Below are 21,637 nucleotides of genomic sequence, written 5' to 3'. Positions count from 1 at the left end.
CAGCCTCTGGCGTGTTTTTGGGTTGAACAACTTTGATTTCGAATAAATGATTGCTATTTCGTAGCACCCTTCAACAGAAGTTGACGGTACATCACTTCGAACAAGAACTCGAACGCTTCCAGATGACGTTTTGCTTCAAAAGCATCCTTGCCCCACGCATATATGCCGTGGTTACGCAGCAAAATTCCTGGTACGTTGGCATCAAGTACACCTGGCACCAATTCAGCGATAGATGGAATATCTGCAAAGTTAGGCAGGACAGGTACACGAATCTCCGCATTTTCTTCCCAAATGTTGAAAGCCTTGATCAATTCGATTCCTTGAATCGGTACGTGTCCATCTGCTCCAAAGAATTCGCTAATCAGGTTGTTAAACACGGTATGCACGTGGAATACAGCGCCACAGCCGGTCAAACGATAGATTTCGCAATGAATCAAAGTTTCAGCACTGGGTTTCAACGTTGTTGTTTCGATCGCTTTGCCGTGTTTGTCTACAAAAAGGAAGTCTTCCGGTGTGCGCAGAGATTTGTCTTTGCCTGAAGCGGTAACCGCAAAATAAAATTGCTCCGGATCAAAATCTCCTACACGCATCGACAGATTGCCACTTGTTCCGGGGAACCAGTTACGACTTGCAAACAATGCTTTAATATCAGCCAGTTCTTCAAGGACCTGACGTTTGTGTTCCAATGTAATCTTTTCAAAACCCATCGTTTACAGCACTCCTTGTGTTTGCTTCTGTTTCATATCTTCGATGATATCGTAAAATGTAGCAAATGGTACATGGTCCACACCAAGCTCAATACATTTGTCCGTCAAAATGGAGCGGGAGTAGACGAGATCGGCAATTTTGGCACCTTCAAAATCTGTCAGACTGTCTCCAATGAGAATTCGATTATATTGTTCTTCCGGGAAGGTACGAATCACTGTTGTTTTGCACATGCCGCAGCCGTTCTCACAAGGAGGCTGGCAGGGATTCGGCCATTCAATCTTAATGGTTTCACCCGAGAAGTTAGCTCCGTTGCAATAGACATGATCCTGCGGGATATGAAATGGTGCGAGTAACGGTTCGATAAAAAAGTCCATACCACCGCTGGTCACATTGAATTCAATCCCTTCGCTGCGAACGTAGTCAAGAAACTCGGTGAATCCTTCACGGATCCCCGCTTGTCCAAGCACAAATTCCACAATTTCATCTTTCTGCGATGCAGGCAACAGAGCAAACATGGCTCCAACGCCTTCACGCAGCGAGATGTTTTGCTCAATCGTATCTTTCATAATCGCTTCAATGCCCTCAGGCTTGAAATGTTTCATGATCGCTACGATGTTGTCCGAGAGGGTAATTGTACCGTCAAAGTCACAGAAAATGACTGTTTTTTTATCACTTCTCATCGTTCGCCACCCCACAGGTCCAATGCGCTTTTCAGCTCTGGATGCTCGGTTGCATATTGCGCGAGTGGAATGGAACGCTGAGCTGCCTCAATGGCTTGCAGGAATGCACGTCCGCCTGCCTCAGTGCCCATAGGATGTCCATGAATACCGCCACCAGCATTAACGATGACATCTGTACCAAAGTCGCGCAAAATGAGCGGTACAAGGCCTGGATGGATGCCGGCTGAAGGCACTGGCATACTGGTTCGTACTGGCAGATCAGCTGTCAGTAATTGCTCCGTGATCGCCATATTTTCTTCCTTCGGCATCGTTACCGATCCATAAGGAGAAGGGAAGAGCACCAGATCGGCCCCCGCAAGACGCATCAGCTGGCCAAGTACAACCGAAGCCGACATGCCGTAATGTGGTGAAGGATACAGTGCGCCTGCAAGTGCAGGGTGCGCCATAATTGGCACATCAATATCAGGATCACTGCTGAGTTCATGGAGGACATCATATCCGTAGGACAAGACGTTGAACAACAAGGCATTGGCTCCTGCGCCGATGGCACGTTCAGCTTGCTCTTTCAGACGAGATGTAGGCCCTGTGAGATTGGTTGCATACAGAAGTTTCTTGCCGGTCTCCTGGCGTGCCTGTTCGGCAGCTTTCATGCAGACCTCGACTCTTTTTTCGATGGGTGTCAATTTATTCTCGAACAGAATCTCATCGTCCTTGATAAGATCAACGCCCCCAAGGGCCTGACGAATAAATTGTTCACGCAGTTCATCTGCATCCAGTCCGATAACCGATTTGAAGATACTCATTAACAGTGGACGATCATGCACACCAAGCAGATCACGAACACCATTCAGTCCAAACTTGGGACCCGGGAATGCACTGAGGAAGCCATCCGAGAAACCAAGCTTTGTAAGTTTGATCCGGCCATCCATTGAGATTTTGCCAAAGACCGTCACGAGCAGGGCAGGGATGTCACGACTGAAGTTCACATCAGGATATCCAATAGTAATATCGGCGTAACGCTCACCCGAAGCCATTCCATCAGCTTCATGTACTTCTACGCTTATTACTTCACCCAGATGTTTCTGCATCGCTTCACGTTGGGCTTGCGGCAACTCCGTCCAGCTGCCCACGGTCATGCCAATCGCGATGGACTGAGCTTTCTTGCGAAAGTCTGCATGGTCATCATGCAGACGATATGTGGCTGTACACATATTATTCATTTTAAATCCCCTTCCAAAGCAGCTCCCATCTCCCGTGAGCGCTCTGCACAGCGGTTGACGGCTGCGATTACATTTTCAAAGAAATCTCCTTCGTCCAGCGTTTTCAGTGCTGCCTGGGTTGCCCCTCCCGGGGATGTCACATCACTACGAAGCTTCATCGGTTCCAAACCGGTTTGTTGTACCATTCGTGACGCGCCCAGCACCGTCTGAACAGTGAGATCACGAGATTGCTGGCTGGATAAGCCACCACGAATACCTGCGGCAATCATGGCCTCCATTAAATAGTATACATAAGCAGGGCCGCTTCCGGAAATCCCTGTGAGCACTTCGAGTTTATCTTCAGGCACGATGGTCACGATACCAACCGCTTCAAACATGGTCATCACCGTACTGCGCTGATCATCCGTAATTTCCGCAGAGAAGGCAAGACCGGTTGCACCAAGTCCAATGGTACTGGATGTATTTGGCATGGTTCTCGCGATTGGCTGTTTACGACCAAGCAAGGACTGCATCGTGCGGATTGATAATCCGGCAATGACAGATACGATCAGTTGATCAGGTGATAACAGTGGACCGAGTTCGCGCAGCGCTGCGGCAGCATCTTTGGGTTTCATACAGAGTACAATGACCGGAGTGGAGGCAAGATGATCCAAAGATTGTGAGGCCGTTCCGGTATGTACTGCATAACGGGTACTGAGCTCCTCCTGACGTTTCTGGTTGCTGCGGTTCAGCATCGTAATATCCTGAGGACGAACGACTAGGCGGGAGATCAGTCCGCGCACGATGGCTTCAGCCATCGCGCCTGCTCCGTGGAAAGTAATCTTCTGTTGTAGTAACGTCTGTTGCTCTTGACTCATATTTATCGTTCCTCCTATATAACTGGTGCTGGGATATTATTGACGAATCTGTCCATTGCCTGTAATACGATATTTGGTTGATGTCAGTGCTGGCAGTCCCATCGGTCCACGTGCATGCAGTTTCTGGGTACTGATTCCGATTTCGGCTCCATAGCCAAATTCAAATCCGTCGGTGAAACGAGTGGACGCATTGTGATAGACGGCTGCTGCATCCACATCATGCATGAAGCGCTCTGCATGGGCTGAATCCCGCGTTACAATACATTCGGAATGTTTGGTTCCGTAATGTGCGATGTGCTGCATCGCTTCTTCCAGGTTCTCGACCACCCGGATATTTAAAATATAGTCGTTGTACTCGGTCGCATAGTCTTCCTCGGTTGCCTCAAGGGCAGAAGGAACAAGACGGCGCACCGTGTCGCAACCTTTCAAGACCACACTGGCCTCACGGAATTGCTCGGCAAGAGCAGGCAGATGTTCTTCCGCATATGCGGCATGCAGCAGCAACGTTTCCATGGAATTACATACGGATGGACGTTGTGCCTTGGCATTGATGGCAATTTCGGCTGCCATAACTGGATCGGCTGATTCATCCACATAGGTATGGCAGATGCCCGCCCCAGTTTCGATGACAGGTACCGTTGCATTGGCAACCACATTACGAATGAGGGAAGCACCGCCGCGTGGAATGATAACGTCCAGCAGTCCGTTCAACTTGAGCATCTCATCCACGGAAGCACGATCTGCATCTTCAACCAGTTGCAAAGCATCAGCAGGCATGTCTGTCGTTGTGAGTGCCTGATGCAGCACCTCTACAATTTTACGATTGGAGGACAGGGCAGAGGAACCGCCGCGCAGAAGCACTGTATTACCTGTTTTAAGACATAATCCGGCTGCGTCTACAGTTACATTAGGACGAGCTTCGTAGATGATGCCAATCAGGCCAATCGGCACTCTTAATTTTTCAACATGTAATCCGTTTGGACGGGTAAATGTCTCTAACACTTCGCCGACTGGATCAGGCAGATCTGCAATCTGACGTAACCCTTCAGCTATGCCTGCGATCCGCTCCTTATTAAGGGCGAGTCGATCCAGCATGGATTCCGGCGTGCCTTGTTCTCTGCCTCGTGCCAGATCTTCGGCGTTTGCCGTAATGATGGAATCCGTCTCTGTAATCAAAGCATCTGCCATGACACGCAGGGCCGTATTTTTCTGTTCTGTATTCAATCGGTTCAGCTGTGGAACCGCTGCTTGGGCTTTGCTGGCTTTTTCTCTGACTTCACTCATCGTAATTCCTCCTCATATATATAAAGTTGAGTATTCCAACCACTATATAGCTTCATGTTTATTTTAACGTAATCCATTCGTCTCTATGAATAACTTCAAGTCTGTGGATGCTAGCGAGTTGTTTCATCACTTCGCCACTGGGAAGTCCGGCAATGAGTCGAAGCTGGTCATCATCATAATTGACAATACCGCGACCAAGCAAGGTTTCATCCATTCCGATGACCTCTACAACGTCTCCGGCATGGAATGTTCCCAGTACCCGCTTGACTCCTACAGGTAAAAGGCTGTGGCCCCCATGGACAAGTGCTTCTTCAGCACCATCATCCACAACGACAGTTCCCAGTGGAGTAGACATGAAGCCGAGCCACTGCTTTTTACGGGATAACGAAGCGAGTCGTGTCTCAAAGTAAGTTCCTTTACCGGTGCCATCAACCGCTTTCTGCATATCTCCGTGTTCTTTTACACTTCCCACGAATACAGGTACGCCTCCACGTGTAGCAACCTTTGCTGCATCTACTTTGGATCGCATTCCGCCTGTACCAACCGTTGATCCTGAGCCGCCGGCAAAAGCGTAGATCTCAGCCGTTATTTCGGGAATACGGTCGTAACGCATGGCAGAAGGATCTTTACGCGGATCTGCGGTGTACAGGCCGTTGGTATCGGTAAGAATGATCAGATGCTGAGCCTTCACCAGGTTTGCAACCAATGCGGACAACAGATCGTTATCACCAAACTTCAATTCGTCCACCGATACCGTATCATTCTCATTAAAAATCGGAATCACTCGCTGTTTAAGCAGCTCTTCTACGGTCATACCTGCGTTACCCATGCGTTTACGACTGTGAAAGTCTGTACGAGTTAACAAAATTTGCGCCGTAGTAACGCGGTGCGCTGCAAAAGCCTGTTGATATGCCTGCATCAGTAATGCCTGACCAACGGCCGCTGCAGCTTGTTTCTCATGTAGCAGTTTGGGGCGCTGAGGGTAACCGATCTCCCGGAATCCGGCCGCTACCGCTCCTGAGGTGACCAGAAGTACTTCATGGCCCTGATCAGCCAATGCTGCAATTTCTCCGGCAAAAAAAGTGATCGAACTGCGATCCAGACCGCCTTCTTCCGTTGTAAGCGAGCTGCTTCCAATCTTAACTACAATACGTGAAGTCATGGTTTCACTTCCTTAAACATGATTAATAAGTGCTTCTGGAGCAGGCTTTAGCGGGTACAAAAAAAACTCCCGCCCTTTAGTTAAAAAGGACGAAAGTTCGTTACTTCCGCGGTACCACCTTTATTGATGATTAGATCATCCGGCTTCATGCCCTGTAACAGAAGGCACTGTCCTGCACGTAACAGGCCGCTCAGGGGTAGGTTTCAGAGAAGAGCCGCGGTAAATTCTTTCAGCAGGGTGGAATTTACTCTCTGGGCGCGACTGATATTCTCTTACTGGTCCCGTCATCACGTTTCGTTCAATATTTCTTATAACATACCATGGAAACTTGGCATATGCAAAGGGGTTATGGTCCTGTAAATTACTTGAATAAATTCAGCTTGCCAATCCGCTCGACAGCTTCACGTAATCGGTTTTCATCACTTAACAGTCCCGCGCGCACATAGCCTTCGCCATGCGAACCAAAACCAATACCTGGGGCTATGGCCACCTTGGCTTCTCGCAGTAACAAGTCTGCAAATGAAGCAGAGGTATAACCGGCAGGTACAGGTAACCAGCTGAAGAATGAACCTGCGGGTTTCGAAGCTTGCCAGCCAATCGAGGAAAGAGCGTCATAAAATGCATTGCGACGCGATTCGTAGCGTGAAACCAGTAAGGCAACACATTCCTGTGAGCCAGTAAGTGCTTCCGTTGCCGCAGCTTGAATTCCACCGAAAAGACTGACATAGATATGATCTTGAAGCAGATTGATTTTAGAGACAATCTCCGCATTGCCAAGCGCGAATCCAACACGCCATCCAGCCATATTGTACGTTTTGGATAACGTATAGAACTCAATGCCCACTTCTTTGGCACCAGGGGCTTGCAGGAAACTTACGGGACGATGTCCGTCAAATCCAATCGCACCGTAAGCAAAGTCGCTGGCTACTACAATTTGATTTTGAATGGCGAATTCAACCGTATCTTCGTAGAAGGAAAGGGGCGCCGTTGCTGACGTTGGGTTGTTGGGATAGTTCAGGAACATCAGCTTGGCCTTTTCCCGATCTTCGGCTGTAACGGCTTCGTAATCAGGCAGGAATGCATTGGACTCCATTAAAGGCATAAATGACATGTTTGCTTTGGCAAGTGCAACACCAGACCAGTAATCCGGGTAACCCGGATCTGGAACGAGAACGGTGTCACCAGGGTTAAGCAGTACCTGCGGTAACTGAACCAATCCGGTTTTGCCTCCGAACAGAATGGCTACTTCAGTCTCGGGGTCCAGATCAACGTTGTAATCTTCCTTATAACGTTTGGCGACAGCTTCCTTCAGGAAAGAGTACCCTCTAAAAGGGGAGTATTTGTGGTAGAGGGGATTCTCAGCCGACTCTTGCAGTGTTTTCACAATATGAGGTGGTGTAGGTGTATCCGGGTTCCCCTGACCCAGATTAATCACGTCATGTCCACTTGCGATTTCATGATTTACATTTTGAACAAGGGTAGCAAAAAATTGCGTTGGCAGCTGTGTCATCACATCAGAAGTCGGTATCTTAAAAGCTGAACGAGCAGATGTATGGTCTGATTGGGTCATTATATTCATCACTCCGGTTATTAATAATGGCAAATAGTTCTCATTAATTTATCACGCAAATCCCGAGCTGTATAGAGGGAAATGCACTTAAATATACAGTACATAGGAGCAAAGAGCGGAGTATTGTACAAAACTGAAAGTGCTCATTTAGTTTTGTCCATTGAGCTGAGAGAAGCCATGTTTTATGATAATATCCGATAATGATAATCAATATCATTAATTTCTGGCACAACGCACATGATATAGGGGGAGAAATAGAAATGAAAAAGGGCATACGAAATACGGGAGTATTATTAACGATCACATGGTTATCCATCCTGCTACTGGCTTGTGGAAATCAGGCTGCAACACCTGCTGCTGGCGCAGATGATTCCAAAGCAGCCACAGAAACCACAGAGACCCAAACTGCAACGGAAGAGACGAACGAGGGCGAGACCCGGATATTCAAAGACTGGACTGGCCATGAAGTTGAGATTCCTGTAAATCCGAAGCGAGTTATCTATCATGGAGAAGTTACAGGGGATCTGCTCGCGCTTGGTGTAGTTCCTGTCGGCATACTTCGTCAAGAGGGAACCGTATTTGATGATCAGGTTGCTCAGTCAGAAGATGTAGGATTTCCGATCAGTGTGGAAAAGGCGTTAGACCTGAATCCCGATCTGATTATTTTCTCCAACAGTGACGAGGCTCAATATGATCAGATCGCAAAGGTTGCACCCACGGTTACATTTGATTCGTTTGGTTTAATAGAAGATCGCATGCGTATCCTTGGCGATTTGTTGAATAAGAAGCAAGAAGCGGAGGAATGGGTTACGGCTCATCAAAAAGCGACGGAAGAGATGTGGACGCAACTTCATGAGAACGGATTAAAAGAAGGGGAGACTGCTTCGGTATTCACCATGTATCCCGGGAATCGTCTGTTTGTCATGGCGGGTGCAGGATTGCCACAGTTGTTATACGGAAAAGACGGGCTGAAGCCAACCGCGGAAATCCAGAAAGTATTGGATGAAGACATGGGATTTGTAGAGATTTCAACTGAAAAATTATCTGAATTTGCCGGTGATCGGATATTTATTCTGGATCCTGTGACCGACGATGCGAAGCAATCCACCAAGGAATTGCTGGATAGTACAATCTGGAAGAACCTGCCTGCGGTGAAAGAAGGAAAAGTATATCGTTTTAATATCGTAAAAGCTTCTAGTGATGCTCTTTCCAGGGAGTGGCTGTTACAAGAGCTGCCAAAACAGATGATTCAATAATGGTGACGAGCCAATAAGGCACCAGTAACACCTTTGAGTAATGCAGTTATAAAAAAGTGAAAGGGGCCTTCAACATTTCGTTGAACGCTCTTTTTTGCTGATTAAACTCATATCTGGATTATTGACCATCGCTCGCTTATAATCAGACCATACAGAATGATTGATAATTATTCTCATTTTAGAAAAACGAGGTGAACCGACATGCAGGCTTTGGATGCCGATGGGGGAGCGTTGTTCTTTTCAGCATTCATGTTTCGGCTGGATCATCTGGTACGACGAATTGAACCACCTGAACAGGTGATGCTGGAAGTTGCTTGCGAGAAACATGCCTTCCTGATCTGTGAAGAAGGGGATGGGCGTTTATATATTGGACATGAACAGTTTCCGTTTACTACGGGATGTGTTTATCCGCTTTCTCCGGGAGAGGGGTACCAGATTGAACATCGTAATAACTCGGAATTGAAATATATCATAATGGCTTTTGATGTTATTCATGTGTTAACGGGTGATCCCGAACTCTTTACCCGCGCTGTATTTGAGCACAGAAACCAATTGAATGGTTATCCCTATGCTCCGTTAAGTGGGCTGCTGGAGCAAATGTATGTCATTCGGAATTATAAAACAGATGCCGAATACAGTCATTTGAATGCACAGTTCCAAAAATGGATGGAGATGATCATTACCCGGTACACTTCTCCAAAGACGGAACAGAGTATGGAGGCAAGACTACACAGTACGATTCAGTATGTAGACGACCATTATGCTGAAGAAATCACTGTACAGAAACTGGCACGTCTTGCGGAGATCAGACCTGTACAATATACGACCCTATTCAGACAACTCACGGGTCACAAGCCGCTCGATTATGTGAATCATGTACGCATCAAACATGCCAAGGACTGGCTTCGCAAATCAGATGAACCACTTCGGGATATAGCGAGCCGCGTGGGATTTAAGGATGAGTATTATTTCAGCAGGCGTTTTCGCCAAATGACCGGATTATCTCCTCGTCAATATGACAGATCGATTCAGCAGCAGACATTAGTACAAGATTGGTTGGGTCATGATGTGAATATTCCAGTTAACCCAGAGCGAATTATGTATTATGGAGATTCCGCTGGGGATATGCTGATGCTGGGCATTCAGTTGTTGGAAGATCGGACATATGACGCGGTCGCCCCGGTTAATGTGGAAGCCGCTGTTATCATGAAGCCGGACTTGATTATTTTTGATAGCAGCAATGAACAGCAGTATGAACAACTTTATCGGATTGCACCGACGCTTGCTTACAATTCACATGCCACGTTGGAAGAACGAATGCGCAGATTGGGCAGCTGGTTTGGCAGACAACCGCAGGTTGAACAATGGCTAACCTCCTATGCGGAGCGTACTGAGCAGATGTGGGCGAAGATCCATACTGTGATTGAAGAGGGAGAAACGGCATCCGTATTTACATACCATCGGGGTGCACGATTATTTGTTATGGGCAATATCGGTCTGGCGCCTATGTTATATCATCCAATGGGATTCAGGCCAGTTACCAAAGTGAAGGAAGCACTTGCGGCAGGCAGAGCCTATAAGGAAATTTCGGCTGAAGCGGTACGTCAGTACGCGGGAGATCATGTGTTTGTTATGCTGCCTGAGGAAGTTGTGGCAAGACAGGCTACAGAAATGCTGATGAAAAGTCCCAGTTGGCAGGCCCTTCCGGCTGTGCAGAATGGACGGGTATATCCTGTGGAGGAGTCAACTTGGAATGTGGGTGATGCACTCACGAGTGATCGATTGTTGACCCTGCTCCCTGAGTTGTTGTGTGCAAGTTCATAATAAAAACAGGCTTGCAGTCCTCAAGAGGATCAAGCTATGATAGCAGGTATTACGGTTCAGAGGAGTGCTTGTCATGACAGAAAAACAACAGGGAGAAATGCGTGTAGCCCTGATTCAGGGCGATATTCAACTCGGAGACCCTGAGGCCAATCATAAACATATGCAGACGTTGCTTGAGCGTGCGGTAGAACAATATCCGGATCTGGGGCTGGCTGTGTTACCTGAGATGTGGAATACCGGATACGCTTTGACTCAAATTCATGAACTCGCTGACCTGGATGGCCAGAAATCTCGGGAATGGCTGTCTGCTTTTGCTCAAAAACATCAAATTTCCATCGTTGGCGGTTCAATTGCCGAGAAACGGGATGGTCAAATATACAATACAATGTACGCTTATGATCGTGAAGGAAAACAGGTAACACGATACGATAAATTACATTTGTTTCGACTAATGGATGAGGAGAAATATCTACAGCCAGGTGCAGAACCTGAAATTTTTGAATTGCAGAACGGTCTTACAGCGGGTGCTTCGATCTGTTATGACATCCGGTTTCCGGAACTTGCCCGCACCCTTGCTTTGAATGGTGCCAAGGCATTGATTGTACCCGCCGAATGGCCGAACCCTCGTTTGCACCACTGGCGTACGTTACTTACGGCACGAGCGATTGAGAACCAGATGTATGTGATCGCATGTAACCGTGTAGGTAAAGGGGGAGAGACCGAATTTTTCGGACATTCCCTCATCATTGATCCTTGGGGTGAGATTGTGGCTGAAGGTGGCGAAGGGGAAGAGATCGTGACCGGAATTATTCGTCCATCTCTGGTAGATGAGGTTCGCGGACGGATTCCCGTGTTTGAGGACCGTAGACCTGGCGTTTATTTTGGCGGAAAATAAAAACTGAAATAAAATTCTTCAGAAAAAGTGTTTATTCTTCCAGGACGCGGGTAATGATAACTATCCCGTCACCAAGGAGGATGATCAATCAATGGACAACCATGTGAAAGATACGCTCAGGAGACTGGAACAGGATAACACAAGGGAAGATCACTTAAGGGCATTCTTAGAGAATGGAGCAGGAGGGCTATCACCCCCTGATTCAACTGTTCAGGACGAAGGCCGTGTAATGAATCAGCAAAACAGGCTGACAAGCGATCGTAATTTGCGTAAATAAACCGCCAGACATGAAGTTTTCTTATGTACGTTTCTACGTTAACATTATAAATTAGCATTGTAGCTAAACAACTTAACAAGCAACATTGTACTGTAACCAGTTACTGTGATTGCAATGTAAGAACTCTATCCTGCGGATGCGGGAAACGAGTATATGACAAAGGCTTGGCCCATAAGGGTCAAGCCTTTGTTTTGTTTCAGTATGAAATGTACCCATACCCATAGGAGAAATTTTTTAGTCTCCCTTTGACAGTTCGGCCACGGTTTGTTGAAACGTATGGATGAATGCTTCGGCTGCCTTCGACAGCACTCTTCCTTGACGATAAGCCACAACAAGTGTTCTGCTAGGAGTAGGCTCAGCAAGTGGCACATACACAGGCACGAACTCACTGCGCGGCGCACGGGCGATAAAGCGTGGAACCAGTGTAATGCCCATACCAGTGGCGACCAGCGACTGAACGGTTTCAATATTTGTGCTCTCAAACACAACTTGGGGATCAAAACCAGCCTGCTCACAGAGATCAAATGTAAGTTTGCGGAAGCCCTGCCCTTTTTTCAACACAACAAACGGTTCATCCCGAAGCTCTTCAATTCGCACAGGAAGCGGATGTTCCGGATCTGCCCTGCGTGCCAAAGGGTGATTCGGGGGAACTGCCAGATCAATCTTTTCCTCTCCAATGGCAACATAGGCGAGACTTGGCTCTTGTAAAGGAAGAGATAACAGACTGAGATCTGCTTTGCCACTTGCTGTCAATTTCTCAAGCGTAAGCCCGGAGTCTTCCAATAAGGTAACCTCAATCTCGGGATAAGCTTGTTGGAACGCAGGAAGCACGTGTGGGAGCAGGTGTGATCCCGTGATCGGCATGCTGCCTACAACGACTTTACCTTTGCGAAGCTGGGAGATATCGGACATTTCCTGACGCAATAGCTCCACAGCATCTACGATCTTCTGGGCTTGCTCGACAAACGTAACACCCGCATGGGTTAACTCCACGGTACTTGTATTACGCTGAAACAGTAGCACACCCAATTCTTTTTCCAATTTGGATAATTGCTGGCTTAATGAAGGCTGGGCAATATGTAGCTTCTCTGCTGCCCGGGAGAAATTGCGTTCGGCCGCAATTTGCAGCGTATATTGAAGTTGTCTGAATTCCATCGTCATCGGTCATTCCTTTCGTTATGCCACCATTATATCATTACAGATGAAGAAATCATTAATTTCGCTTAACCGCTTGCACTCCATCAGAAGAGTTGTTATACTAATTTTGAAAACGCTTAATAAGAACCACTTACCCGGGTAAAACAAAATCAACGTTTTCATGTGTACCAGTTTCAAGTGTTAGCACAGAACCATTTCAAATGTTCATATTCTTTTTCGTTCATATAATTGAATAACATTCATCCAACGATGGCGTGTTACTGTTCGGCAGGCAAGACCTAGATTGGGTGGGAAGAGTTTCTCTTTTCCTACCCTTTTTAGGTCTTTTTTTGTTCCCATCAAGAAACGGAGGTGCACCATGAATCACAAACAATTAGCCCAATCGATTATGGAGCTGGTCGGTGGCAATGATAATATCAACACGTTAATTCATTGCTCTACCAGGCTCAGACTTACCCTGAAGAATCCGGATATGGCGAAGACCCAAGAAATTAAGAGCCTTGATGGTGTTATTGGCGCAGTGAATAGCGGCGGACAATATCAGGTTATTATCGGTAATGACGTCGCGTACGTCTACAATGAACTTGCCAAGATGATGGATACTCGGCAATCAAACGAAATTCAGGAGAAACAAAAAGCGGATTATAGCCCCAGAGGACTGTTTAATACTTTTGCCAGTGTCATTGCAGGCATTTTCCAACCTATTATCCCAGCCATTGCTGCCTCGGGCATGCTTAAGGCACTGTTGCTACTGGCGACTGTGACCGGCCTGATGTCTAAAGAGAGCCAAACATATGCCGTTTTGAGTGTCATGTCTGATGCTGCCTTTTACTTTCTTCCGATTCTACTGGCTTATTCCAGTGCAAATAGATTTAAAACCAACCCCTTTGTTGCCGTTCTGTTTGGTGGAATCATGTTACACCCGAATATGATTGGTCTGCTTGGCGGTGAAGATCCGGTTTTCTTTATTGGCATACCTGTTGCATCCGTTCAATATGCGACATCCGTGGTACCGATTATTTTAACGGTCTGGTTCATGTCTTACATTGAAAAGTTCGCGGACAAGATCTCACCAGGACCGGTCAAAATTTTCCTTAAACCTTTGATTGTTATTCTCATTGTTGCTCCAGTTGCCCTGATTGTACTTGGACCTCTGGGGATGTATCTCGGAACGGGAATGTCCAACCTGATCTATTGGATTCAGGATAAGATTGGATGGTTGACCGTTGTCATTATGGCTATACTGATGCCTCTGATTGTCATGTTCGGTATGCATAAAGTATTTTATCCCATTATTTTCGCAGCCTTGGCTTCACCTGGATATGAAACACTGGTGCTGGTCGCGATGCTGGCATCCAATATGGCGCAGGGAGCAGGCGCACTGGCGGTGTCATTCAAAACCAAAGACATCAAGCTGAAACAAGTCGCTTTGTCTGCAGGAATTTCAGGTGTATTCGGTATCACGGAACCTGCTCTGTACGGTGTACATTTAAGGCTCAAGAAAACGCTGTTTGCCTGCATGATCGGCGCCGGAGTCGCTGGGTTGTTCGCAGGTATTGTGAATCTCAAGGCATATGCTGCCGTGGGTCCGGGGATTGCATCTATGCCTATGTTTATCAGTGAAGATCATATGAATATTATCTATGCGATCATTACCATGCTGATCTCTGCCATTGTCGCGTTTGTCGCTGTATATGTCATTGGATTTCAGGATGTTGTTCCAACAGCAGTGTCGATAGCAGGCAGTCCTACAAACAAAGCGAGAGGCGAATCTGAAATCCAGCCATCCAAAGGGATCAAATCGAAAAAGATCGTTTTTGCTCCATTGGAAGGTAAAGTTCTGCCATTAAGAGAGGTGAAGGACGAGGCCTTCTCGCAAGAAGCTATGGGACAAGGTATGGCCATTCAGCCAAGTGTTGGCAAGGTGTTTGCCCCGTTTGATGGTACCGTTGAGACGGTGTTCCGTACCAAACATTCCATCGGTCTGAGATCGGTAGAAGGTGTAGAAATTCTGATTCATGTCGGATTGGATACGGTGAAACTGAAAGGCCAGCATTTTGATGTAAAAGTGAATGAAGGAGAACAGATCTCTCATGGTCAACTCCTGATTGAATTTGATCTTGAAGCTATACAAGCCGCAGGTTATGACACCACGACCCCTGTAATTGTGACCAATTCATCGGATTATCTGGAGGTGCTGGGCAATGAATCTGCGGCGACAACAGGACCGGGGAAACCATTAATTACGGTGTTATAACCCGCTGAAATATGAATGAAAGGCAGGCAGCCTGATATGGAAGTCATAAAAATACTAAATTCGAGCATTGTTCTTGCCAGACGTGGTGAGGATGACAAGGAAATTATTGTGATGGGAAAGGGCATCGGCTACAGGAGCAAACCGGGAGATGTCGTGGGGGAGGATGAGATCGAGAAGATCTATGTCCTTGAAAATGAAACGATCTCTTCGGATCTCACCGCCCTGATGAAGGAAACGCCAAAAGAATATCTGATTCTGGCTGATGAAATCATCTCCCACGCCAAACATACATTGTCCCGCCATCTGAGTGATCATCTCTATGTCGCCTTAACAGATCACCTGTATATGGCCATGAAGCGATTCAAGGACAATATGACGATCCAGAACCGAATGTTGTGGGAAGTGAAAAAGTTCTATCCGCAGGAGTTCAGTATCGGGTTGCATGGTCTGTCTCTCATTCAAAAACAGCTTGGACTCTCCCTGCCTGAAGAGGAAGCGGCGAATATTGCCTTTCATCTCGTTAATGCGCAGCAGAATGATGACAATATGAATCAGGTCATGATGATGACCAATACCGTCAAGGATGTACTCAATATTATCAAAATTCACTATCACGTGGAGCTGGATACACACAGCATCAACTATTCACGCTTTTTGACCCATTTGCAGTTTTTCATTCAACGGCTTTTTGAACATAAAACGTTAAACACGCAGGATCATGAGCTCTTTGAGCAGATCGCGAGTAAATATCCGCAGGAGGAAGCCTGCGTATTGCTAATCAAGGATTATATTGAAGCTCGGTTTGAACATACGATCTCCAATGAAGAGATGATGTATTTGATTATTCATATCAATCGGGTCATGAGTCGCAATTGAGCAAGAATGAAAGAGTTACAGAGATAATCCAAGGAGGAATACACAATGACCAATACAACAAGAACGTTTCCAGAAGATTTTCTATGGGGAGGAGCGATTGCTGCCAATCAGGCAGAAGGAGCGTGGAATGTGGATGGCAAAGGTCTGTCTACAGCCGACATTGCTATCTATCGAAAAGGTGTAGCCAAGAGTGAGTATAAAAAACATAATGCGATCAATGAAGAACAGATCAAAACTGCGATGGAGTCTACCTCGGACAGAGAATATCCGAAACGCAGAGGCATTGATTTTTACCACCGCTATGAGGAGGATCTGGCCCTGTTTGGGGAGATGGGTCTCAAAACGTTGCGCTTATCTATTGCTTGGACCCGAATTTTCCCGAATGGCAACGAAACTGAGCCGAATGAAGCCGGTTTGCAGTTTTATGACCGCGTTATTGATGGCATGCTGAGACAAGGGATTGAACCTTTAATTACGTTGTCGCATTATGAGATGCCGATGTATCTGGTGAATCACCACGGTGGATGGACGGATCGGAAAGTCGTCGAGTATTTTGTTCACTTTTGTAAAACCGTGTTCACCCGTTATAAGGACAAAGTGAAGTATTGGATTACATTTAATGAAATTGACAGCATTGTTCGTCATCCGTTTACGAGTGGTGGTATTGTTCCGGAGCGATTCGAAAATGTGGAGCAGGCCGTATATCAGGGGTTACACCATCAATTTGTAGCGAGTGCTCTCGCAGTGAAATACTGTCATGAGATCATTCCCGGTTCCCAGATCGGATGTATGCTTACCAAACTGACAACGTACGCTCATACATGTAATCCCGAAGACGTACTCGTTGCTTCCCGGGATAATCAATTCAATCTTATGTTCACGGATGTACAGGTGCGTGGAGCGTATCCGTACTTTACGAAGAGGTTTTTTGCCGAAAAAGGGATTAACCTGGATATGCTTGAGGGAGATGAAGAGATTTTGAAAGTACACACTGTGGACTTTATCTCATTCAGTTATTATATGTCCCTGGTATCAAGTGTGGATGGCGACCGATTGGAGCAGGTGAGTGGCAATACAACTGGAGGGGTGAAGAACCCGTATCTGCAAACGAATGATTGGGGCTGGCAGATTGACCCGGTAGGTCTGCGCATCTCACTAAATGAACTGTACAGCCGTTACGAGGTGCCTTTGTTTATCGTTGAGAATGGAATTGGAGCGGTAGACACGATTGAAGCTGATGGTAGCATTCAGGATGATTATCGTATTGATTATTTCCGCTCTCACATTGAACAGATGCATGAGGCGATTCTGGACGGTGTTGAACTGCTGGGCTATACCAGTTGGGGAGTGATTGACCTGATAAGTTATTCTTCTTCAGAGATGGAGAAACGATATGGCTTTATTTATGTAGATCAGGATAATGACGGCAATGGAACACTGGAGAGAAAACGCAAGAAGAGTTTCTATTGGTACAAAGATGTGATTGCGAATAACGGTTTGTAATACAGTAGTCGGACAAGTACTCTCTATAGAAGGCGTTGATATGATAATTTTCATTTCATAACAGAAACTAGCAAAGCAGCTCTGGATTCAGGGCTGTTTTTTATGTTCTAGATAAAAAGCATTGACAGCGAAGCAGCGGAAACGTAGTATAAGACTTATCTGATAATGATAATTGTTATCAATTAAAACCTCTGCGATGAGCAGTGGTTTATTTGTCTTTCTCACATTATAGGTTAAACCTATTACATCTATAGATATTATATCTTGGAACAATGAAGGACAGGGTGATATATTTATGTCATTCAAGAGCTTCACTTTTTAAAGAAAACACGAGGCTCTTCCAAGGACCGAACTTATAATGAGGTGAAAATGATGAGTAAAAAAACGATGTTTGAGAAAATTTGGGAAAATCACGTAATTCATCAAGAAGAAGGCAAACCAAGCATTCTGTATATCGATCTGCATCTGGTGCACGAAGTAACTTCTCCACAGGCATTTGAAGGCCTTCGTCTCAGCGGACGTAAAGTTCGTCGCCCTGAACTGACATTTGCAACAATGGACCACAACGTTCCAACGAAAGACCGTTTCAACATTACAGATCCTATCTCCAAACAACAAATTGATACACTTTCGCAAAACTGCCGTGATTTCGGCGTGAAATTGTATGATCTGGACACGATTGATCAAGGCGTTGTACACGTTATGGGACCTGAACTGGGTCTGACTCACCCGGGTAAAACGATTGTATGTGGTGACAGTCATACGTCCACACACGGTGCGTTTGGCGCACTGGCATTCGGAATCGGAACAAGTGAAGTTGAGCACGTTATGGCAACTCAATGTTTGCAACAAGCAAAAGCCAAAACGATGGAAGTTCGTTTTGTCGGCAAACGTAACCCGGGTGTAACCGCAAAAGACATGATCCTCGCAGTCATCGCCAAATACGGTACAGACTTTGCAACAGGTTATGTTATTGAGTACACAGGCGAATCCATCCGTGAGTTGAGCATGGAAGAGCGTATGACGGTCTGCAACATGTCCATCGAAGGTGGAGCAAGAGCAGGATTGATCGCGCCGGATGAAACAACATTCGAATATCTGCGTGGACGTGAATACGTACCAGCGGATGCGAAGTTTGATGAAGCGGTAGAGGGTTGGAAACAACTTGTAACCGATGAAGGTGCCGAGTTCGACCATGTTGTTGAAATCGATGTGGAGACATTGATTCCGCAAGTAACTTGGGGAACAAGCCCAGGTATGGGAACCGACATTTCTTCGAAAGTTCCTGTTCCAGCTGAATTGCCTACAGAAAACGAACGCAAAGCGGCTGAAAAAGCGCTTGAATATATGGGACTTGAACCGGGAACACCAATCGCCGAGATTCCAATTGATTATGTATTTATCGGTTCATGCACCAATGGTCGGATCGAAGATCTGCGTGCAGCAGCACAAGTGGCTAAAGGTCACACGGTATCCAGTCAGGTTACAGCAATTGTTGTACCAGGTTCAGGACGAGTTAAAATCCAGGCAGAACAAGAAGGTTTGGATAAAATCTTTACGGAAGCCGGATTTGAATGGCGGGATGCGGGATGCAGTATGTGTCTGGCGATGAACCCGGATGTATTGAAGCCAGGACAACGTTGTGCTTCGACTTCCAACCGTAACTTTGAAGGACGCCAAGGACGCGGAGGACGTACGCATCTGGTTTCTCCGGCAATGGCGGCAGCAGCAGCGGTTAAGGGTCACTTTGTGGACGTACGGGATTGGAATTTCAAAACAGAAGCAGCGATCTAATCTATAACAGACAGAAGGGAGAACGTTTAATATGGAAGAATTCAAAACATTACAAGGCATCGTTGCACCGGTAGACCGGGTCAATGTAGATACAGACGCAATCATTCCAAAACAGTTCCTGAAACGGATTGAACGTACCGGATTTGGACAATTTTTGTTCTATGAATGGCGTTTCGATGAAGAGGGCAACAATAATGCTTCCTTCGAAATGAACAAACCTCGTTATGAAGGGGCATCCATCCTGATCTCACGTGCCAACTTTGGCTGTGGATCTTCCCGTGAGCATGCGCCATGGGCGATTTTGGACTATGGATTCCGTTGTGTCATCGCTCCCTCTTATGCAGACATCTTCTATAATAACTGCTTTAAGAACGGAATCTTGCCAATCAAGTTGTCAGAAGAGCAAGTTGAAGACTTGTTCCAACGTACAGCGACACATGAAGGCTATGAGATGAATGTAAATCTGGAAAACAAAACGATTACTGATGCATACGGACTGCATATCGATTTTGATCTGGATGAGCACCGTCGTCAATTCCTGTTGCAAGGATTGGATGATATCGGTCTGACTCTTCAACATGATGATGAGATCGCTGCTTACGAACAACGCCACGCGGCAAAACTGTTCGGTTAATCGTTAAAGTATTGCATAACAGAAAGCTTCTGCCTCGCCAAAGGGACCTTGTTCCCATCGGTGAGACAGAAGCTTTTTGTAATTTCAGAAGCTAAATTAGCTTAATAAGTCAGCTATACATAGAACTCCTGATTTTTCTTGACCGAATACTTCAACAGATACTATAACAGCCGACTAAATAGAGGAACCTAAAAATCGATTACTGAGGTAGCTCCAATGGGTCGTTTTTTGTATTCTGAAAATAGACGTAGATATAACAAGCCAAATGCACGAAATTCACAAGTGACCATACCATAAGCCATATGATTGGAGTTGATAGGGTAGTCCAGATGCCAAACCAAGGCAGCACACGTCCTCCGCCGATAAACGTAACCAAGGGGGACAGAGATAAGAGAATTAGAACCGGGATCAGTCTACCAACCGTGATCATAATCAATTTGCTGATCGTTAGGCGGTGGTAGTTCCGAAGTATGCGAGAATAGCCGTAGATGCCCCATGCAAGCGTAGCGACGATCAGCGCAATCATGATCATTTCCATATTCCGACCGTTTACAAAAGAGGTTTGAGGTTCCTGTCCCCTCATAATATCCGCTATTCCATCAATAAATGCCGAGTAATTCACATAAGCGTTTATACCAGAATTAAACATTACGGCAATGCCCATTTGCTCGTTCAAATAAACCTGTTCTTCGGACTTGTAGGTCCAGAAAATGCCGCTGTGGGAGATCGTTTGGCCGTTAGACGCATCTTGGTTTGCAAGCCAGCCCATGCCGTACGGACCGATCGCTCCTGAGGCATGATATTGTTTCATCAGCACAGGGGAAACGAGGCGGCCATTATATTGGGAAAGCATCCATAGGGACATGTCCTCTGCGGTTGAAACGATGCCGGCGGGGCCCTCAATGAACCAAAGCGGTTCGGATTGACTTATAGCGCGTCCCAAGCTCAGGTAGTGTCCTAGCGGGATAGTATTATTCTCATAGAATTGCTGCGTTGTATTGACACTGAAGGTATGATTCATTCCTAACGGTTCAAAAATATGTTTTTTCAGATAATCCGAAAAGCGCTCTCCGCTAACACTTTCCACGAGGTTCGCCAGAAGCACGTAATTGGGATTATGATAGCTGTAGGCTGTTCCGGGGATATGGGCAAGTTGAACCGTGTTTAATAATTGGTTCGCTTCAGCCAGTGATTGGAATTGCGGAGTCTTTGTCATATCGGGATTAATCTTGTCATTGAGACCACTCGTCTGATTCAGTAAATGACGGACCGTGATATCAAGAACGTGGGGGTCCTGTGGAGAAAGCTCTGGAAAATAGGAAGCGTAAGTCGCATCCAAGTCGATCTGACCCTTGTCCACCAGCTGCAGAACGGCTAATGCAGTAAAGGACTTGCTTAGTGAAGCAATGGGAAAAGGGGTGTTGCCCGTAACCTTCTGGCCGTCCGCCAATGTCCCGTAGCCTTTTGCGTAAAAGACCTCATCGTTATTGGCAATCGCCAGTGAAGCAGCCTTAATGTAATTGGCCTTCATGCTCCGATTCATATATTCGTCGATCTCCTGCAGCACTTCTGTCCTGTCTCTGGCTTCATTGGCGGATAAGGGGGACGCCCACGCGGTACATAACAACAAACAGCTAATTGTGATATACATTCTTTTTTTCAGTTTTAGCATGATAACACTC

The 21,637-nt window shown here is 46.2% G+C and carries 18 protein-coding genes; 9 read left to right on the top strand and 9 right to left on the bottom strand.

Annotation, left to right across the window (positions count from 1 at the left end; all coding sequences use genetic code 11):
* Positions 1 to 53 precede the first annotated feature (53 nt).
* The 7 genes from C170_RS06600 to C170_RS06570 all read right to left on the bottom strand — a co-directional run bounded on the left by C170_RS06600 (position 54) and on the right by C170_RS06570 (position 7,481).
* Positions 54 to 707 carry a methylthioribulose 1-phosphate dehydratase gene (locus tag C170_RS06600; RefSeq protein WP_036607600.1) on the bottom strand — a complete coding sequence of 218 codons (654 nt, stop codon included), beginning with the start codon at positions 705 to 707 and terminating at the stop codon, positions 54 to 56.
* Positions 708 to 710: 3 nt separating this feature from the next.
* On the bottom strand, positions 711 to 1,388 hold the full coding sequence (locus C170_RS06595) for a 2-hydroxy-3-keto-5-methylthiopentenyl-1-phosphate phosphatase (RefSeq protein ID WP_036607598.1): 678 nt from the start codon (positions 1,386 to 1,388) through the stop codon (positions 711 to 713).
* Positions 1,385 to 2,608 (bottom strand): 2,3-diketo-5-methylthiopentyl-1-phosphate enolase, encoded by a 1,224-nt coding sequence (locus C170_RS06590; RefSeq protein ID WP_036607596.1) that lies wholly within the window; start codon positions 2,606 to 2,608, stop codon positions 1,385 to 1,387. The genes C170_RS06595 and C170_RS06590 overlap by 4 nt, the downstream gene beginning before the upstream one ends.
* Entirely contained in the window at positions 2,605 to 3,465 is an 861-nt protein-coding gene (gene proC, locus C170_RS06585) for a pyrroline-5-carboxylate reductase (protein ID WP_036607595.1), read from the bottom strand. The genes C170_RS06590 and proC overlap by 4 nt, the downstream gene beginning before the upstream one ends.
* A gap of 36 nt (positions 3,466 to 3,501) precedes the next feature.
* Complete coding sequence (locus C170_RS06580) at positions 3,502 to 4,749, bottom strand: glutamate-5-semialdehyde dehydrogenase (RefSeq protein WP_036607593.1); 1,248 nt, start codon at positions 4,747 to 4,749, stop codon at positions 3,502 to 3,504.
* A gap of 58 nt (positions 4,750 to 4,807) precedes the next feature.
* A complete protein-coding gene (gene proB, locus C170_RS06575; protein WP_036607590.1) occupies positions 4,808 to 5,911 on the bottom strand; it encodes a glutamate 5-kinase in 1,104 nt (367 codons plus the stop codon).
* A 361-nt stretch (positions 5,912 to 6,272) separates the two neighbouring features.
* Positions 6,273 to 7,481, bottom strand: a complete 1,209-nt coding sequence (locus tag C170_RS06570; protein ID WP_036607589.1) for a pyridoxal phosphate-dependent aminotransferase — start codon at positions 7,479 to 7,481, stop codon at positions 6,273 to 6,275.
* Between the two features lie 260 nt (positions 7,482 to 7,741).
* Here C170_RS06570 and C170_RS06565 point away from each other — a divergent pair, with 260 nt between their 5' ends.
* The 4 genes from C170_RS06565 (at position 7,742) to C170_RS06550 (ending at position 11,733) form a co-directional block, all read left to right on the top strand.
* Positions 7,742 to 8,737 carry an ABC transporter substrate-binding protein gene (locus tag C170_RS06565; protein ID WP_036607587.1) on the top strand — a complete coding sequence of 332 codons (996 nt, stop codon included), beginning with the start codon at positions 7,742 to 7,744 and terminating at the stop codon, positions 8,735 to 8,737.
* A gap of 201 nt (positions 8,738 to 8,938) precedes the next feature.
* Complete coding sequence (locus C170_RS06560; protein ID WP_051447045.1) at positions 8,939 to 10,561, top strand: AraC family transcriptional regulator; 1,623 nt, start codon at positions 8,939 to 8,941, stop codon at positions 10,559 to 10,561.
* A 73-nt stretch (positions 10,562 to 10,634) separates the two neighbouring features.
* Positions 10,635 to 11,456 (top strand): carbon-nitrogen family hydrolase, encoded by an 822-nt coding sequence (locus C170_RS06555; RefSeq protein ID WP_036607584.1) that lies wholly within the window; start codon positions 10,635 to 10,637, stop codon positions 11,454 to 11,456.
* A gap of 91 nt (positions 11,457 to 11,547) precedes the next feature.
* Positions 11,548 to 11,733 (top strand): hypothetical protein, encoded by a 186-nt coding sequence (locus C170_RS06550; protein ID WP_017687767.1) that lies wholly within the window; start codon positions 11,548 to 11,550, stop codon positions 11,731 to 11,733.
* A gap of 234 nt (positions 11,734 to 11,967) precedes the next feature.
* Here the strand turns inward: C170_RS06550 and C170_RS06545 are convergent, their stop codons facing one another.
* The gene (locus C170_RS06545; RefSeq protein WP_036607891.1) at positions 11,968 to 12,888 is read right to left on the bottom strand and encodes a LysR family transcriptional regulator; all 921 of its coding nucleotides are present in this window, start codon (positions 12,886 to 12,888) and stop codon (positions 11,968 to 11,970) included.
* A 361-nt stretch (positions 12,889 to 13,249) separates the two neighbouring features.
* Between C170_RS06545 and C170_RS06540 the strand changes: the two genes are divergently transcribed.
* The 5 genes from C170_RS06540 to leuD all read left to right on the top strand — a co-directional run bounded on the left by C170_RS06540 (position 13,250) and on the right by leuD (position 19,955).
* On the top strand, positions 13,250 to 15,148 hold the full coding sequence (locus C170_RS06540) for a beta-glucoside-specific PTS transporter subunit IIABC (protein ID WP_036607582.1): 1,899 nt from the start codon (positions 13,250 to 13,252) through the stop codon (positions 15,146 to 15,148).
* A 36-nt stretch (positions 15,149 to 15,184) separates the two neighbouring features.
* Complete coding sequence (gene licT / locus C170_RS06535) at positions 15,185 to 16,024, top strand: BglG family transcription antiterminator LicT (RefSeq protein WP_036607579.1); 840 nt, start codon at positions 15,185 to 15,187, stop codon at positions 16,022 to 16,024.
* 45 nt (positions 16,025 to 16,069) lie between these two features.
* Positions 16,070 to 17,527 (top strand): glycoside hydrolase family 1 protein, encoded by a 1,458-nt coding sequence (locus tag C170_RS06530; RefSeq protein ID WP_036607577.1) that lies wholly within the window; start codon positions 16,070 to 16,072, stop codon positions 17,525 to 17,527.
* Between the two features lie 372 nt (positions 17,528 to 17,899).
* Positions 17,900 to 19,321 (top strand): 3-isopropylmalate dehydratase large subunit, encoded by a 1,422-nt coding sequence (leuC, locus tag C170_RS06525; RefSeq protein ID WP_036607575.1) that lies wholly within the window; start codon positions 17,900 to 17,902, stop codon positions 19,319 to 19,321.
* A 31-nt stretch (positions 19,322 to 19,352) separates the two neighbouring features.
* Positions 19,353 to 19,955, top strand: a complete 603-nt coding sequence (gene leuD / locus C170_RS06520; protein ID WP_036607574.1) for a 3-isopropylmalate dehydratase small subunit — start codon at positions 19,353 to 19,355, stop codon at positions 19,953 to 19,955.
* Positions 19,956 to 20,154: 199 nt separating this feature from the next.
* On the opposite strand, the gene C170_RS06515 is transcribed toward leuD, so the two are convergent.
* A complete protein-coding gene (locus tag C170_RS06515; RefSeq protein WP_036607572.1) occupies positions 20,155 to 21,627 on the bottom strand; it encodes a serine hydrolase domain-containing protein in 1,473 nt (490 codons plus the stop codon).
* Positions 21,628 to 21,637: the final 10 nt, after the last annotated feature.

The sequence above is a fragment of the Paenibacillus sp. FSL H7-689 genome (assembly GCF_000517905.1).
Taxonomy (GTDB): Bacteria; Bacillota; Bacilli; order Paenibacillales; family Paenibacillaceae; genus Paenibacillus; species Paenibacillus amylolyticus.
Note: the sequence above shows the minus strand (reverse complement) of the source record. Positions and strands in the feature narration are given on the sequence as shown.